Origin of the sequence: Sphingomonas sp. SORGH_AS_0950 (assembly GCF_030818415.1) — a bacterium.
GTDB lineage: Bacteria > Pseudomonadota > Alphaproteobacteria > Sphingomonadales > Sphingomonadaceae > Sphingomonas.
This window is the reverse complement of record NZ_JAUTAE010000001.1, coordinates 650,778-665,417: the sequence shown is the minus strand read 5'-3', so window position 1 is coordinate 665,417 and position 14,640 is coordinate 650,778. Positions and strand designations below refer to the sequence as shown.

General features: G+C 66.4%; 14 protein-coding genes. 10 read left to right on the top strand and 4 right to left on the bottom strand.

Translation table 11 applies throughout. From position 1 onward, the window contains the following. Nucleotides 1–41: 41 nt before the first annotated feature. The 10 genes from radA (at nucleotide 42) to mazG (ending at nucleotide 9,067) form a co-directional block, all read left to right on the top strand. Complete coding sequence (gene radA, locus QE385_RS02660) at nucleotides 42–1,415, top strand: DNA repair protein RadA (RefSeq protein WP_307104521.1); 1,374 nt, start codon at nucleotides 42–44, stop codon at nucleotides 1,413–1,415. A 97-nt stretch (nucleotides 1,416–1,512) separates the two neighbouring features. Then, nucleotides 1,513–2,067: a CvpA family protein gene (locus QE385_RS02655; protein WP_307098809.1), complete on the top strand. Its 555-nt coding sequence runs from the start codon at nucleotides 1,513–1,515 to the stop codon at nucleotides 2,065–2,067. Beyond that, nucleotides 2,064–2,495 carry an iron-sulfur cluster assembly scaffold protein gene (locus QE385_RS02650; RefSeq protein ID WP_307098807.1) on the top strand — a complete coding sequence of 144 codons (432 nt, stop codon included), beginning with the start codon at nucleotides 2,064–2,066 and terminating at the stop codon, nucleotides 2,493–2,495. Before QE385_RS02655 ends, QE385_RS02650 begins: the two co-directional genes overlap by 4 nt. Continuing rightward, nucleotides 2,495–4,243, top strand: a complete 1,749-nt coding sequence (locus QE385_RS02645) for a cation:proton antiporter (protein ID WP_307098805.1) — start codon at nucleotides 2,495–2,497, stop codon at nucleotides 4,241–4,243. The genes QE385_RS02650 and QE385_RS02645 overlap by 1 nt, the downstream gene beginning before the upstream one ends. A gap of 2 nt (nucleotides 4,244–4,245) precedes the next feature. Continuing rightward, nucleotides 4,246–4,575, top strand: coding sequence for a DUF423 domain-containing protein (locus QE385_RS02640; RefSeq protein ID WP_307098802.1), 330 nt, complete (start codon nucleotides 4,246–4,248; stop codon nucleotides 4,573–4,575). A 45-nt stretch (nucleotides 4,576–4,620) separates the two neighbouring features. Next, nucleotides 4,621–6,177 (top strand): methionine--tRNA ligase, encoded by a 1,557-nt coding sequence (gene metG / locus QE385_RS02635; RefSeq protein WP_307098800.1) that lies wholly within the window; start codon nucleotides 4,621–4,623, stop codon nucleotides 6,175–6,177. Continuing rightward, the gene (locus QE385_RS02630) at nucleotides 6,177–6,950 is read left to right on the top strand and encodes a TatD family hydrolase (RefSeq protein ID WP_307098797.1); all 774 of its coding nucleotides are present in this window, start codon (nucleotides 6,177–6,179) and stop codon (nucleotides 6,948–6,950) included. The genes metG and QE385_RS02630 overlap by 1 nt, the downstream gene beginning before the upstream one ends. After that, on the top strand, nucleotides 6,947–7,711 hold the full coding sequence (locus QE385_RS02625; RefSeq protein ID WP_307098795.1) for an MBL fold metallo-hydrolase: 765 nt from the start codon (nucleotides 6,947–6,949) through the stop codon (nucleotides 7,709–7,711). Before QE385_RS02630 ends, QE385_RS02625 begins: the two co-directional genes overlap by 4 nt. Then, nucleotides 7,708–8,283 (top strand): TIGR02281 family clan AA aspartic protease, encoded by a 576-nt coding sequence (locus QE385_RS02620; protein WP_307098793.1) that lies wholly within the window; start codon nucleotides 7,708–7,710, stop codon nucleotides 8,281–8,283. The genes QE385_RS02625 and QE385_RS02620 overlap by 4 nt, the downstream gene beginning before the upstream one ends. 40 nt (nucleotides 8,284–8,323) lie before the next feature. Continuing rightward, complete coding sequence (gene mazG, locus QE385_RS02615) at nucleotides 8,324–9,067, top strand: nucleoside triphosphate pyrophosphohydrolase (RefSeq protein WP_307098792.1); 744 nt, start codon at nucleotides 8,324–8,326, stop codon at nucleotides 9,065–9,067. On the opposite strand, the gene hflX is transcribed toward mazG, so the two are convergent. From hflX to QE385_RS02595, 4 genes are all read right to left on the bottom strand, one after another. Continuing rightward, entirely contained in the window at nucleotides 9,048–10,340 is a 1,293-nt protein-coding gene (gene hflX / locus QE385_RS02610; protein ID WP_307098790.1) for a GTPase HflX, read from the bottom strand. The genes mazG and hflX overlap by 20 nt on opposite strands. Beyond that, nucleotides 10,337–10,828 (bottom strand): RNA chaperone Hfq, encoded by a 492-nt coding sequence (gene hfq / locus QE385_RS02605; RefSeq protein WP_373424613.1) that lies wholly within the window; start codon nucleotides 10,826–10,828, stop codon nucleotides 10,337–10,339. Before hfq ends, hflX begins: the two co-directional genes overlap by 4 nt. Before the next feature lie 142 nt (nucleotides 10,829–10,970). Beyond that, a complete protein-coding gene (locus tag QE385_RS02600; RefSeq protein WP_307098786.1) occupies nucleotides 10,971–12,347 on the bottom strand; it encodes a sigma-54 dependent transcriptional regulator in 1,377 nt (458 codons plus the stop codon). A gap of 7 nt (nucleotides 12,348–12,354) precedes the next feature. Next, nucleotides 12,355–14,601 carry an ATP-binding protein gene (locus QE385_RS02595; RefSeq protein WP_307098785.1) on the bottom strand — a complete coding sequence of 749 codons (2,247 nt, stop codon included), beginning with the start codon at nucleotides 14,599–14,601 and terminating at the stop codon, nucleotides 12,355–12,357. Between the last annotated feature and the right edge of the window lie 39 nt (nucleotides 14,602–14,640).

Below are 14,640 nucleotides of genomic sequence, written 5' to 3'. Positions count from 1 at the left end.
GCTCTGTTCCATTTACGTTCCGCCGACGCTACATGGGCGTCATGGCCAAGATCCAGAAGCGTTATGTCTGCCAATCCTGCGGATCGGTATCCTCCCGCTGGCAGGGGCAATGCCCCGACTGTTCCGAATGGAACACCATGTTGGAGGAAGCGCCGGTCCAGATGACCCCTTTTGCCGCCAAGCATAATTTGCAGGGCGGCGGACGGGCGATCCAGCTCGTCGGGCTGGACGCCGATATTCCGCTGCCCGACCGGATGGCGACCGGCATCGCGGAACTCGACCGGGCGCTCGGCGGCGGCTTCGTCGAGGGGTCGGCGACGCTGATCGGCGGCGATCCGGGGATCGGCAAGTCGACGCTGCTGCTTCAGGCGGCGGCGAAGCTGGCGATGGCGGGGCGACCGGTCGCCTATGTATCGGGCGAGGAAGCGGCGGATCAGGTCCGGCTGCGGGCGCGGCGGTTGGGGCTGGGGCAGGCGCCCGTCCGGCTCGCGGCGGCGACCTCGGTACGCGACATCCTGACCACCCTGTCGATCGGCACGCCGCCCGCGCTCCTTATCATCGACTCGATCCAGACCATGCATTCCGACCTGATCGAAGGGGCACCGGGCACGGTCAGCCAGGTCCGCGCCTCGGGTCAGGAACTGATCCGCTTCGCCAAGGAGCGCGGCACCGCCGTCGTGCTCGTCGGGCATGTCACCAAGGACGGATCGATCGCGGGTCCGCGCGTGCTCGAACATATGGTCGACACCGTGCTGGCCTTTGAGGGCGAGCGGAGCCACCAATATCGCATCCTGCGCGCGATCAAGAACCGCTTCGGCGGCACCGACGAGATCGGCGTCTTTTCCATGCAGACCGAGGGGCTGGCCGAGGTCGGCAATCCCTCCTCGCTGTTCCTGACCAATCGCGAGGAGGGGATGACCGGCGCGACCGTCTTCCCCGCCCTGGAAGGGACGCGGCCCGTACTGGTCGAGATCCAGGCCTTGACCGTCCGCCTGGCCTCGGGCGCGACGCCGCGCCGGGCGGTCGTGGGATGGGATTCCGGGCGGCTGGCGATGATCCTGGCGGTGCTGGAGGCGCGGTGCGGGCTGAGCTTCTCCTCGGCCGAGGTCTATCTCAACATCGCCGGGGGATACCGCGTGCAGGACCCCGCCGCCGACCTGGCGGTCGCCGCCGCGCTCATTTCGGCGCTGTCGGAGCGGCCGGTGCCCTCGACCGCGATCGTGTTCGGCGAAATCGCGCTGTCGGGCGAAATCCGTTCGGTCGCGCATGGCCCGCTGCGGTTGAAGGAGGCGGGCAAGCTGGGCTTCGAGAAGGCCATGCTCCCGCGTACGATGGCCGGGGACGAGGGCGGATTGGCGATGACCGGCTTTCGAACCTTGGCCGAGTTCGTTGACCATATGCTGGGCCGGGGGTAGCGAGGGAGGTGCCGCCCTGCCTGTCTCCGCCTGCCGGGCGGACAAGGCATTCCCGCCGGGCGCATGACGGATGGGTTGAAGAGTTGGACACCAGGCGTTGACGGCCCTTGATATTCTTGTCCTGATCGCGGTGTTCGGCGCGGCGATCCAGGGTTTTCTGCGCGGTTTCGTGACCGAGGTGCTGGCGCTGTTCGCCTGGGTCGCGATGGTCGCCGCGTTGAAGCTGTTCCATATTCCGCTGGCCCAGACCCTGACCGGCGTGGTCGGCACCGTGTCGGGGGCGGCGGTGCTGGCCTTCGCCCTGATCGTCGGCGTCACCTATCTCGGCGGGCGGCTGGTCGCGCGGGCGATCGGACAGCGTACGCGGACCTCGGTGCTGGGGCCGGTCGACCGGGCGCTGGGCTTCGGCTTCGGCGCGCTCAAGGGGCTGATCCTGGCCAGCCTCGTCTTCCTGGTCGTCGCGCTGATGGTCGATACGGTCAGCGGCGGTCCCGCCCGGCGACCCGACTGGATGGTCAAGAGCCGGACCTACAAGCTGCTCAACGCCACCAGCGCCGGGATCGCCGATTTCGTCGATCGCCGCCGTCGCGGGCTTCCCGTCTTCGGCGCGCCCACCCCGCCCGCTGCCTCAAATAGCGAGACGCCGTCATGACCGCTCCCCTCTACAATGCCGAGATCCTGCGGCTGACCACGGCCATCCCGCATGACCGCCGCCTGGCCGACCCGATGGCCAGTGTCGAGCGCCGCTCGCCCATTTGCGGCAGCCGGGTGACCGTTGACGTCAATTTGGACGAGGACGGGCGGGTGAGCGAGGTCGGGATGCTGGTCCGTGCCTGTGCGCTGGGTCAGGCATCCTCGGCATTGCTGGCGGGCCATGTCGTGGGGCGCACCCCGTCCGAACTCGCGGCCGCCCGCGACCGCCTGACCGACTGGCTGGCGAGTGGGCAGGGGGACGCGCCCGACTGGCCGGGGCTCGACGTCTTTGCCCCCGCCTTGCCCTATACCGCGCGCCACCCCTCGATCCGGCTGGCCTTCGAGGCCGCCGCCGAGGCCGCGCAGGAAGCGGGAGCGCGGCGCTGATGCATGGCGAGGTCTCGCTGATCCGTGACGGCGCGATCCTGTTCGGCTTCGGTCTCGCTTTCGTTCTGATCTTCCGCCGACTGGGACTCGGCGCGACGCTGGGTTATCTGGTCGCCGGCGCGGTCGTCGGACCGCATGTGCTGGGGCTGGTCGGCGACGCCGAGTCGAAGCTGGGCATTGCCGAGATCGGCATCACGCTTCTCCTGTTCATCGTCGGGCTGGAGCTCAACCCCGCCCGGTTGTGGCGGATGAAGCACGAGATTTTCGGACTGGGGCTGCTTCAGGTCGCCGCCTGCGGGTTGGCGATCAGCGGTATCGTCCTTCTCGCGCATTTCTCGCTGGAGGCGGCGCTGGCGCTGGGCCTGCCGCTCGCCCTGTCATCAACCGCGCAGGTGCTGCCGATGCTCCAGTCCTCGGGGCGGCTGCGGACACCCTTTGGCGAACGGGCCTTCTCGATCCTGTTGTTCCAGGACCTCTCGATCGTCCCGCTGATCACCATCGTCGCGGCCATGTCGCGCAATCCCGCCGATCATGCGGGGCCGCCGGGCTGGATCCTCGCGATCGAGACGGTCGGCGCGATCATCGGGCTGATCGTGGCGGGGCGCTTCCTGCTGCGTCCGCTCTTCCGCCTGATCGGCAATATGGGCGAACGCGAGATGTTCGTCTTTGCGGGCCTCTTTACCGTCGTCGCCAGCGCGGCGGTGATGGAGATGCTGGACCTGTCGACTGCGCTGGGGGCCTTTATCGCGGGGGTGATGCTGGCCGACAGCCCGTACCGGCATGAACTGGAGGCCGATGTCGAGCCCTTCCGCTCGATCCTGCTCGGCCTGTTCTTCCTGGCGGTCGGCATGATGCTCGATCTGCCCGCCATCGCCCAGCGGCCCGTGTTCGTCGCGGTCATGGCGCTGGCGTTGATCGCGACCAAGACCGGGGTCATCGCGCTGATCGGGCTGGCGTTCCGGATGAACTGGCGCTCGGCGCTCGCGCTGGGCCTGCTGATGAGCCAGGGCGGTGAGTTCGGCTTCGTGCTCTTCGCCCAGGCCCAGCAGGGCTATCTGATCGCGCCCGAGGCGGCGAGCCTGTTCGGTGCGATCATCACCCTTTCCATGGCGACCACGCCGTTCCTGATGCGCGCGACGCGCAGCATTCGCGAGGAACCGGTCATCACCCGGGGCGGCGAGCGTCAGGGGCCGGTAACCGACGGTGCCAACGCCCTGATCGTCGGTTATGGCCGCTTTGGCCAGACGGTCGCGCAGATGCTGATCGCCAGCGACATTCCCGTCACGCTGATCGACCGCGATATCGAGATGATCGACATCGCCGCCTCGTTCGGCGCCAAGGTCTATTATGGCGACGGCACCCGGCTGGACCTGTTGCGCCAGGCGGGTGCAGCAGAGGCCGAGCTGATCCTGTTCTGCCTCGACGACGACCAGATCACGCTCGATCTGTTGGAAAGCGTCCATGCCGCCTTCCCGAATGCGGCGCTGTTCGTCCGCGCCTATGATCGGCGGGCGGTGCTGCGGCTGAAGGGCGGCCCGGCGGCCTATGTGGTCCGTGAGGTGCTGGAGTCGGCGGTCAAGATGGCGCGGCTGGCGCTGGGCAGTCTCGATGTCGGCGAGGCGGAGATCGAACGGGTCGAGGCGATGTACCGCGCGCGCGACAAGGAACGGCTCGCCGCCCAGGCCGAGGCGGGCGATCTGCGCGCGGCGAACGACCGGATCATCACGCAGGACGAACGGAAGGGCTGACCATGGGATTGGTGGCGATATTGGCGGCGCTGTCGGGTGCGATCGCCATTGCGGCGGGGGCCTTCGGCGCACACCGGGCCGAGGGCGCGGCCGTCGAGTGGCTGCGCACCGGCGGTCAGTATCAGCTGATCCATGCCGTCGCCGCCCTGGTGGCCCTGCGCTTCGATTCGCGCGGGGTGGCATGGGCTTTCGTGATCGGGGCGGCGATCTTTGCCGGTACGCTTTATGCCATGGCCTTTGGCGCGCCGCGCTGGCTGGGGGCGATCACGCCGATCGGGGGAACGGTCCTGATCGCCGGATGGCTCTGGTTCGCCTGGACCCTGCGCGGCTGAACGCGGCGGCTTCACCTGCGCGAGGCGATGTTCTAGGGACCAGCCATGGCCGATCCATTCTATATCACCACCGCGATCCACTATCCCAATGGCCGTCCGCATATCGGCCATGCCTATGAGATGGTCGCCGCCGACGTCATCGCCCGCTTTCAGCGTCAGGCGGGGCGCGACGTGCTGTTCCAGACTGGCACCGACGAGCATGGCCTGAAAATGGCGCAGGCGGCGCGTGCGCGCGGCATTTCGACGCGGGAGTTCGCGGATGAAATGTCCAGTCATTTCCATGTCATGGCCGACCGTCTTGACATTTCTTATGACCGGTTCATCCGGACCGTCGACGCCGATCACTATGCCGCGAGCCAGGCGATCTGGAAGGCGATGCAGGACAAGGGCGATCTGTATCTCGATCGCTACGAAGGCTGGTATTCGGTTCGCGACGAGGCCTTTTACGACGAGAGCGAACTGACCGTCGGCGACGACGGCACCAAGCTGTCGCCGCAGGGCACGCCGGTGGAATGGACGGCGGAGGAGACCTGGTTCTTCCGCCTGTCCAAATATCAGCAGCCGCTGCTCGACCTGTATCGCGACAATCCTGATTTCATCCGCCCCGAAAGCCGCCGGAACGAGGTGATGCGCTTCGTCGAGGGCGGGCTGTCCGACTTGTCGGTCTCGCGCACCAGCTTCGACTGGGGGGTGCCGGTGCCCGACAGCCCCGGCCACGTCATGTATGTCTGGGTCGACGCGCTGACCAATTACCTGACCGGCACCGGCTATCCGGACAAGGACAGCGAGCTGGCGCGTTTCTGGCCCGCCAATCTGCACCTGATCGGCAAGGACATCGTGCGGTTCCATACCGTCTATTGGCCTGCCTTCCTGATGTCGGCGAACCTGCCGCTGCCGCAATCGGTGTTCGGCCACGGCTTCCTGCTTCACCGGGGCGAGAAGATGTCGAAGTCGGTCGGCAACGTGGTCGATCCCATGGGCCTCGCCGACGCATTCGGCGTCGATGCGCTGCGATATTTCTTCCTGCGCGAAGTCAGCTTCGGGCAGGACGGTTCCTATTCGGCCGAGGCGATCGTGACCCGCGTCAACGCGGAGCTGGCCAACAGCTTCGGCAATCTGGCGCAGCGCACCCTGTCGTTCATCGCCAAGAACCTGGGCGGCGCCTTGCCCGAGGTGGGGCGGAGCGATCCGACCGATGCCGTCTTGCTGGAAGAGGTGGTCGTCGCCTGCGCCGCGCTGAAGACCGCATTCGGCGATCTAGCGCTCAGCCAGGGGATCGAGGCTTGGATGCGCGGCGTCTATGCCTGCAACCAGTATATCGACGTGCAGGCGCCCTGGTCGTTGCGCAAGACCGATCCGGAGCGGATGCACGCCGTGCTGGGCACGCTGGTCCGCGCGATCCGGATGCTGGCGATCGCCATCCTGCCCGTCACGCCGCGCGGGGCGGGGCTGGTGCTCGATACGCTGGGCGCGGACGAGCGCGATCATGCCGCGATCGACGATGACGGGTGGTATGCCCGCCGTGCCGCCAATGGCGTGCCGCTGTCCCCGCCGTCCCCGGCCTTTCCGCGACTGGAAATCCCGGCCGAGGCGGACGCCTGATGCTGGCCGACAGCCATTGCCACCTCAATTATAAGGGGCTGGCGGAGGATCAGGCGGTGCTGGCGCGCGCACGCGACCGCGGCGTGACCGCGATGCTCAACATCTCCACGCGTGAGAATGAATGGGATGCCGTCATCGCCACCGCCGAGCGCGAGCCCGACGTCTGGGCGACGGTCGGCATCCATCCGCACGAGGCCGATGCGCACCCCCATATCGATACCGCCAAGCTGATCGAGCGGGCGGCGCATCCGCGCGTCGTCGGCATCGGCGAAAGCGGGCTCGACTATTTCTACGACCATAGCGACCGCGCCCGCCAGCAGGCGAGCTTTCGCGCGCATATTGCGGCCTGTCGGGAAACCGGCCTGCCGCTTGTCGTCCATACTCGCGAAGCGGAGGACGACACCGCCGAAATCCTGGCGGACGAGATGGGGAAGGGGGCCTATCCCGGGGTGATCCACTGCTTCACGGCGAGCGGAGATTTTGCCGACAAGGCATTGGCATTGGGCTTTTATATCTCGATCTCGGGCATCGTGACCTTCAAGAATGCCAAGGATTTGCAACAGACGGCCGCGCGGCTGCCGCTCGACCGTTTGCTGATCGAGACGGATGCGCCCTTCCTGGCTCCGGTGCCGCATCGGGGCAAGACGGGGGAGCCGTCCTTTGTCGCCGACACCGCGCAATTCCTGGCCGATCTGCGCGGGGAATCCTTCGAGGATCTGACCCGCGCTACTGCCGAGAATTTTCATCGTTTGTTTTCGAAGACGCGCGCATGAAGCTTCGCATCCTGGGGTGCGGTACATCGTCGGGCGTGCCCCGGATCGGCAACGACTGGGGCGCATGCGATCCGACCGAGCCGCGCAATCGACGGATGCGTATGGCCGCACTGGTCGAGCATGGCGATACCCGTATCCTGATCGATACCGGCCCCGACATGCGCGAGCAGTTGCTGGCCGCGAATGTCGCCACGGTCGATGCGGTCCTGTGGACCCACGATCATGCCGATCATTGCCATGGTATCGATGACCTGCGGCAGATCTTCCATGCCCTGGGCGAGCCGGTGAGCGGCTATGCCCGGCCAGCAACTGCCGTATCGCTCGAAAACCGCTTCGGCTATGTCTTTCACGGCAAGACCGGCTATCCTCCGACCGCGACCATGACCGAGCTGGGCGACAGCCTGACGATCGGCGACATTCACATCCGCACCGTGGATCAGCCGCACGGGCGGACCCGTTCGGCGGGTTTTCGGTTCGAATGCGATGGCAAGAGCATCGGCTATGCCACGGATTTCCATGAACTGACGCCGGAGATGGCCGCGCTTTACCGCGATCTGGATATCTGGATCGTCGATGCGCTGCGCCGCCATCCGCATCCCGCGCATGCGGACCTGCCATCGGTGCTGGGCTGGATCGCGATGCTGCGGCCGAGGCAGAGCGTGCTGATCCATATGGATCAGTCGATGGATTATGCGACCCTGCGCCGGGAACTGCCCGACGGGGTGGTGCCCGCCTATGACGGCATGGACCTGATCCCGTGACCGCCGATCGGGCCGCGGACCTCGTCTATTTTGGCCTGGTCCTGCTCCTCGCGCTCAGTGCCTTGGCCGCGCGGCGTATCCCGTTGCGCCGAACCTTGCAAATGGCTCTGGCCTGGATCGGCATTTTCGGGATCGGCTTTCTGATCCTGGCCCAGCGCGACCGTTTGGCCGCCCTCTGGCCGGGCGCTGCGGCACCACAAGGCTCGGTACATATTCCCATGGCCGAGGACGGTCATTTCTGGGTCATGGCGCGCATCAACGGCGTTCCGCGCCGCATGCTTGTCGACAGCGGCGCGACGACGACGGCGCTATCGGTCGCGACCGCGAAGGCGGCGGGGCTCGACCTGGCGGAAAGCCCGTTTCCGCGCATGATCGATACAGCCAATGGCACGATCACCGCTGACCATGCGACGATCCGGGTGTTGGAGATCGGGGCGATTGCACTGGACGACGTCGGTGCGGTCGTTTCGCCAGCCTTTGGCGATCAGGACGTGATCGGCATGAACGTCCTGCGGCGTTTGAAGGGATGGAAAGTCGACAGGGGGACCTTGGTACTCAACCCGCAAGACTGACCGTATTTTACATAATAAATATTATCATACGCGAGGATATATGGCTGTCGAACGGCTGCTGACCATCATGAAACGCCTGCGCGATCCCCAGTCCGGTTGCGAATGGGACGTTGCACAGAGTTTTGAAAGCATTGCTCCCTACACGATCGAGGAAGCGCATGAAGTCGCCGATGCGATCGCCCGTGGCGACATGGCCGAGCTCAAGGACGAACTGGGCGACCTGCTGCTTCAGGTCGTGTTTCATGCGCAGATCGCGCAGGATCAGGGGCATTTCGCCTTTGCCGATGTCGTGGCCGCGATCAGCGACAAGATGGAGCGGCGTCACCCCCATATCTTCGGCGACGCGGCCTCGGGCGGCCATTACCTGTGGGAGCAGATCAAGGCGGAGGAACGCCGCTCCAAGTCCGCCGAGGGAACGCTGGACGGCGTGGCGCTAGGCCTTCCGGCGCTGATGCGCGCCGAGAAATTGCAGAATCGTGCGGCGCGGGTCGGCTTCGACTGGCCCGATGCCGAGGGGCCGCGCGCCAAGATCGACGAAGAGCTTCAGGAAATTGCCGAAGCCACGCCCGACACGCTGGAAGAGGAATTTGGCGACCTGCTGTTCGCCGTCGTCAACTGGGCGCGCCACCATGGCATCGATCCCGAAGCCGCCCTTCGCGCCGGCAACCGCAAGTTCGAGCGCCGCTTCCGTGCCATGGAGGCCGAGGCGGGCGACGGTTTCGCTGCACTCGACCTCGAAGGCAAGGAAGCCCTTTGGCAGAGCGTCAAGGAACGCGGCGGGTAAAGCGGTCGTAATCCGCCTCTGACAACCGCACGTCGTAAACGGCTTCGTCGTCCTCGATCGTCTGATCCAGCACCTCGCCATGCGCGTGCAGCCAGGCGGCCCCCGCCCCGTCGCCCGCGTCCAGCGTGACGCGGTAGCGGCGGTGACCGGAGGTCAGAGCCGCTGCGACCTGCTCGATCAGGTCATCGACCCCCTCGCCCGTCATCGCCGACAAGGCGACGATATTCGGCCGTCGCGCGGCCTCGGTCAGCAGGTCTTCGCGCAGATCGCCCTCAACCAGATCGACCTTGTTCCACGCCTCGAACCGGGGCGTTTCGGGATCGACGCCGATCTCGGTCAGCACCGCCTCGACATCGGCGCGTTGCGCTTCGGTATCGGGATGCGCGATGTCGCGGACATGGATCAGCAGGTCGGCCGACACCACTTCCTCCAGCGTCGCCTTGAACGCGGCCACCAACTGGGTCGGCAGATCGGACACGAAGCCCACCGTGTCGGACAGGATCGCCTTGTCGATGCCGGGCAATTGGATCTGGCGCAAGGTCGGATCCAGCGTGGCGAAGAGCAGATCCTTCGCCATGACATGAGCGCCGGTCAGTCGGTTGAAAAGCGTCGATTTTCCGGCATTGGTGTACCCGACCAGCGCAATCACTGGCCAGGGTGCGCGCTGGCGTCGGTCGCGGTGGAGCCCGCGCGTCCGGCTGACCTGATCGAGTTCGCGCCGCAACCGCGCCATGCGATCGCGGATCATCCGCCGATCGGCTTCGATCTGCGTCTCACCGGGGCCGCCGAGAAAGCCGAAGCCGCCGCGTTGACGCTCCAAATGGGTCCAGCTGCGAACCAGCCGCCCCGCCTGATAGTCCAGATGGGCGAGCTCGACCTGCAACCGCCCTTCGGCGGTCGCCGCCCGTTCCCCGAAGATCTCGAGGATCAGGCCGGTGCGGTCGATGACCTTGGCCTCCAGCGCGGTTTCGAGGTTACGCTGCTGCACAGGTGTCAGCGCGCCATCGAACACGACAAGCTGCGCATCCTCCATGCGGACCTGCTGCGCGACCTGCTCGACCTGACCGCTGCCGATCAGGGTGGCGGGTTTCGGTGCCCGGACGCGCAGCGCGATCCGTTCGACCACGTCCAGCCCGATCGCCATGGCAAGCCCGGCGGTTTCGTCCAGGCGCGCATCGGCGTCACGGGCGGCATCGCCCTGGTCGGGCAGGACGATGACGGTCCGGGCACCACGCGCGAATTCGCCGCGATCGCGATCGAAACCCGTGCTCAATCCTCGGCCGATCCCGCCTGCTCTTCCGCCAGGTTCAGCGGCCGTGCGGGCTGAATGGTGGAAACCGCATGCTTGTAGACGAGCTGCGCCATGCCCTCACGCTGGAGCAGCATGCAGAACAGGTCGAAGCCCGCAATCTGCCCCTGCAGCATCACGCCGTTGATCAGGAACATGGTGACGGGGTCTTCGGACTTGCGCACCGCGTTCAGGAAAATCTCCTGCAAAAGCGGGTTCTTGCGCTGCTGTTCGGTCACGCCGTCGACGATGGCGGCCACGTCCAGCGGGCCCGAGGGCATGATGGTGGAGATGGCGTGCTTGTAAATCAGCTGCGACTGACCATCGCGACGCAGCAGCACCGAGAAGTTGTCGAACCACGTCACGATGCCCTGCAGCTTGACGCCCTTGACGAGGAACATGGTGACCGGCGCCTTGGAGCGGCGCAGTGCATTGAGGAAGAGGTCCTGAAGCGAACCCGCTTTGTCGGCCATGGGGAAGCCCTTGTTCTTGGCGGGTCCGTGCCCGCGAATTGCGCCGTTTCCCGGCGTCGGAACCGCGCCCGTGCGCCGGACGCCCCGAGTATCTATGGTTTCGCCGGGCATTCGTCCAGAGGGGGCGGACACCCGGTACCGATCAATCCTCGCGCGTCTCGCTGATCCCGAGCAGCTTCAGCTTGCGATGAAGCGCCGAGCGCTCCATTCCGATGAAGCTGGCGGTGCGCGATATATTGCCCGAGAAGCGCCGGATCTGGACGCGCAGATATTCGCGCTCGAAACTTTCCCTCGCCTCGCGGAGCGGTGCTCCCATGATGGCGGTGGCGCCCCCGCCCCCCATATCGGCCCCCTCGCCCAGCACTTCGGCGGGCAGCAGGTCGAGGTCGATCCTGGCAAGCCGATCGCCCGGCGCCAGGATGATCGTGCGTTCGACGACGTTGCGCAGCTGGCGGACATTGCCCGGCCAATCATAGGATTGCATGGCGACCATCGCATCGGGTGCGATCTCGGGCGTGCGTACGCGCCGTTCGGACGCATAATGCGCCATGAAATGCTCGACCAGCGGAGGAATATCCTCACGCCGCTCCGCCAGCGAGGGGATCGTCACCGGCACCACGTTGAGCCGGTAGTAAAGATCTTCGCGGAAACGTCCCTCGGCGATTTCCTGGGTCAGATCGCGCGCGGTGGCGGATACGACGCGGACATCGACCTTGACGACGCGCGTACCGCCGACCCGCGTGAAGCTCTGATCGGTCAGGACGCGCAGGATGCGCGCCTGGGTGGCGATCGGCATGTCGGCGATCTCGTCGAGGAACAGCGTGCCGCCATGCGCCTGTTCGAGAAGGCCCGTGCGGACGAGGTCACCCCCCTCCTCCACCCCGAACAACTCCTCCTCGACCCGCTCGGGCGTCATCCGGGCGGCGCTGACCACGACGAAGGGCGCGTCGACGCGGTTGCTCCAGCCATGGAGGAGGCGCGCGGCGACCTCCTTGCCGACGCCCGCCGCGCCCATGATCAGCACCCGGCTGCCGGTCGCGGCGACGCGCTTCAGGGTGGCGCGGATGCCGTTGATCGCGCTGGATGATCCGGTCAGGTCGTTCTCGCGCCCGACACTGGCGCGCAGCGAGGCGTTCTCGCGCCGAAGCCGCTCGGTCTCGGTCGCGCGACCCACCATCAGCAGCAGGCGCTCGGCCTCGAACGGCTTTTCGATGAAGTCCGCGGCCCCCTTGCGGATCGCGGCGACGGCGGTGTCGAGGTTGCCATGGCCCGAAATGACCAGCACCGGGATCGACGGATCGCGCCGCTTGATCTCGTCGAGCAATTCCAGCCCGTCGAGCTTCGATCCCTGGAGCCACACGTCGAGCAGGACCAGCGAAGGCCGCCGCACCGCCATCGCCTCCAGCGCGGAGTCGCTGTCGGCGGCGACGCGGGCGTCATAGCCCTCGTCCTCCAGCACGCCCGCGACCAGTTCGCGGATATCAAGTTCGTCATCGACGACGAGAATGTCCAAAGCCATGGTGTCTTTACGTCCGGGTACGAGTCAAAGCGGTGAGCTGGCCCTCCCCAGCCAGTTCGGGTTCGGCGCCCCCCTGATCCAGTGCGGCGAGGGCTCCGGCGTCGAACATCATCGAAACAATGGTGCCGCCGGTCGGATTGTCGGAAAAGCCGATCGTGCCGGCATGTTCCTCGATGATCTTGTTGACGATCGCCAGGCCCAGGCCGGTGCCGCGCGCGCGGGTCGTCATATAGGGCTCGATGATGCGATCGCGCTCGGGCGGCAGGCCGACGCCGTTATCCGCGACGGTGATCGTGACGATGCTCGCCTGCTGGCCGACGGTCATTACCACCTTGCCGCCCTTGGCCCCTTCCGGCCTGCCCTCAATGGCTTCGACCGCATTCTTGACGATGTTGGTCAGCGCCTGGCTCATCTGGCGACGGTCGCAGACGAGCGTGGGGGCGGGATCGTCCTGAACGATCTCGAACGTCACGTCGGGATGCGCCACTTCGTGCAGGAACATCGCCTGCGCGCAGATGTCGGCAATGGCCTCTTCGCGGAAAACCGGCTTGGGCATTCGCGCGAAGGACGAGAATTCGTCGACCATGCGGCGCAGGTCGCCGACCTGGCGGACGATCGTCTCGGTCAGGCGGCCAAAGGTCTGGTCCTCCGGATCGATCACCTTGCCATAGCGGCGCTGGAGCCGCTCGGCGGCGAGCTGGATCGGGGTCAGCGGGTTCTTGATCTCGTGCGCGATCCGGCGCGCGACGTCGGACCAGGCGGCGCGGCGCTGGTCGAGAAGCTGCTGGGTGATGTCGTCGAAGGTCAGGATAGGGCCGTCCGCGGTCTGCGCGATTCGTACCGCCAGCGTCCGCATGTCGCCGTGCAAGGCCACCTGTACCGTTGCCTCGCGCCGCCCCTGGTCGAGCAGCTCGTCCAGTTCGGGCGCGACATCGCCGAGCTTGCGCCCCACCAGGCCGCCCTGGTCCGCACCCAGCAGCAGGTCGGCCGAATTATTGGCGATCCGCACCTGCCGATCGCGCCCGACCGCGACGACGCCTGCCGACACGCCCGCCATCACCGCCTCGATCAGCGCGCGGCGGTTGTGCAACTGCGCATTGGCGGTCACCAGTTCGGTGTTCTGCTGCTCGAGCTGGCCGGTCATCTGGTTGAAGGCATTGGCCAGCGTGCCGACCTCGTCTCGGGTCCGAGGATCGGGCACGCGGGCGGTCAGGTCGCCGCCCGCGATCCGGCGTGCGGCATCGACCAGCTCGCCGACCGGCCGAACCAGCCGGTCGGCCACCGCCAGCGCGATCCACACCGCGATCCCTACGATCAGCAATGCGACGGCGAGCAGCGCCAGGTTGAACTTCAGTTGGAGCGACCGCGCCCGACCTTGCAGCGCGCGGTAGCCATCGACCACATCCTCGGCCGCGAAATGCTGCTGACTGAGAAAGGCCGCGTTCACGCTGGTGCCGACATAGAGCATGACGTTGCCGCTGTCGGGCAAGGGCGTGACGACCCAGACGCGCTGTTCGTTGGCACCGCCAACCGGCTGGTCCGATCGCCCCGCCTGCCCGATCACGTCGGGCGTCACCAGATTGCGAAAGCTGGCGTCGGAGGGCTGGTTGAAGAAATCGTAGAATTTGAACCCCTGTTTGGGGTCGTAGGAGAAGAGGACCGCCTCCTCCAAGTCGCGCACTATCGTCTGCTGCGCCATATAATTGTGGAAATCGCGCGGATTTTCGCGAAGCAAGGGCAAGTTGCGCCCCAGATCCTTCGACATGGCGCGCCCGGCCAGGATCCAGCGGTTGATGATCTGCTGCTGCGACTGGCGCGCGATATCCATCGCGTCGCCGAACGCTTTCCGGGCGCGGTCGGAAATCCAGAATTCGGCCGAAGACTGGAACATCATCGACGCGGTGACGACGGTCAGCAGGATCGGAACGCTGGCGGTCAACGAGAAGATCGCGACCAGCCGGACGTGCAGCCGCCCGCCTCCGCCAACGGCCGATTCCGCCGCCCGGCGCATCGCCACGCGTCGCCCGAGCAGCATCAGCAGCAGGATGCCCGGCACCAGGTTGAGCGCGAGCAGGCCCGCAATGACCGGCGGTGCGATCAGTCCCTGCGCATCATGCTGTCGGGCGATGAACCAATAGGTCCCGATCGCGATCGCAACCGCGCCGACGATCACCGCAAGCTCGACCGCCGGGGTCACCGCGAAGCGGGATCGCGGCGTTTCGGCAGGACCAGCAGGCTTCAGGAACGCCAACATCGTTGCAATCGTACAACGTCGAGCGTGTCCTGCAAGCCA

Coding starts and splice junctions, on each gene's coding strand:
- mazG (WP_307098792.1), top strand. CDS start 8,324: ATGGCTGTCGAACGGCTGCTGACCATCATGAAACGCCTGCGCGATCCC.
- QE385_RS02600 (WP_307098786.1), bottom strand. CDS start 12,347: ATGGCTTTGGACATTCTCGTCGTCGATGACGAACTTGATATCCGCGAA.
- QE385_RS02595 (WP_307098785.1), bottom strand. CDS start 14,601: ATGTTGGCGTTCCTGAAGCCTGCTGGTCCTGCCGAAACGCCGCGATCC.
- hfq (WP_373424613.1), bottom strand. CDS start 10,828: ATGGCCGACAAAGCGGGTTCGCTTCAGGACCTCTTCCTCAATGCACTG.
- QE385_RS02640 (WP_307098802.1), top strand. CDS start 4,246: ATGGGATTGGTGGCGATATTGGCGGCGCTGTCGGGTGCGATCGCCATT.
- radA (WP_307104521.1), top strand. CDS start 42: ATGGCCAAGATCCAGAAGCGTTATGTCTGCCAATCCTGCGGATCGGTA.
- QE385_RS02630 (WP_307098797.1), top strand. CDS start 6,177: ATGCTGGCCGACAGCCATTGCCACCTCAATTATAAGGGGCTGGCGGAG.
- QE385_RS02645 (WP_307098805.1), top strand. CDS start 2,495: ATGCATGGCGAGGTCTCGCTGATCCGTGACGGCGCGATCCTGTTCGGC.
- QE385_RS02650 (WP_307098807.1), top strand. CDS start 2,064: ATGACCGCTCCCCTCTACAATGCCGAGATCCTGCGGCTGACCACGGCC.
- QE385_RS02625 (WP_307098795.1), top strand. CDS start 6,947: ATGAAGCTTCGCATCCTGGGGTGCGGTACATCGTCGGGCGTGCCCCGG.
- metG (WP_307098800.1), top strand. CDS start 4,621: ATGGCCGATCCATTCTATATCACCACCGCGATCCACTATCCCAATGGC.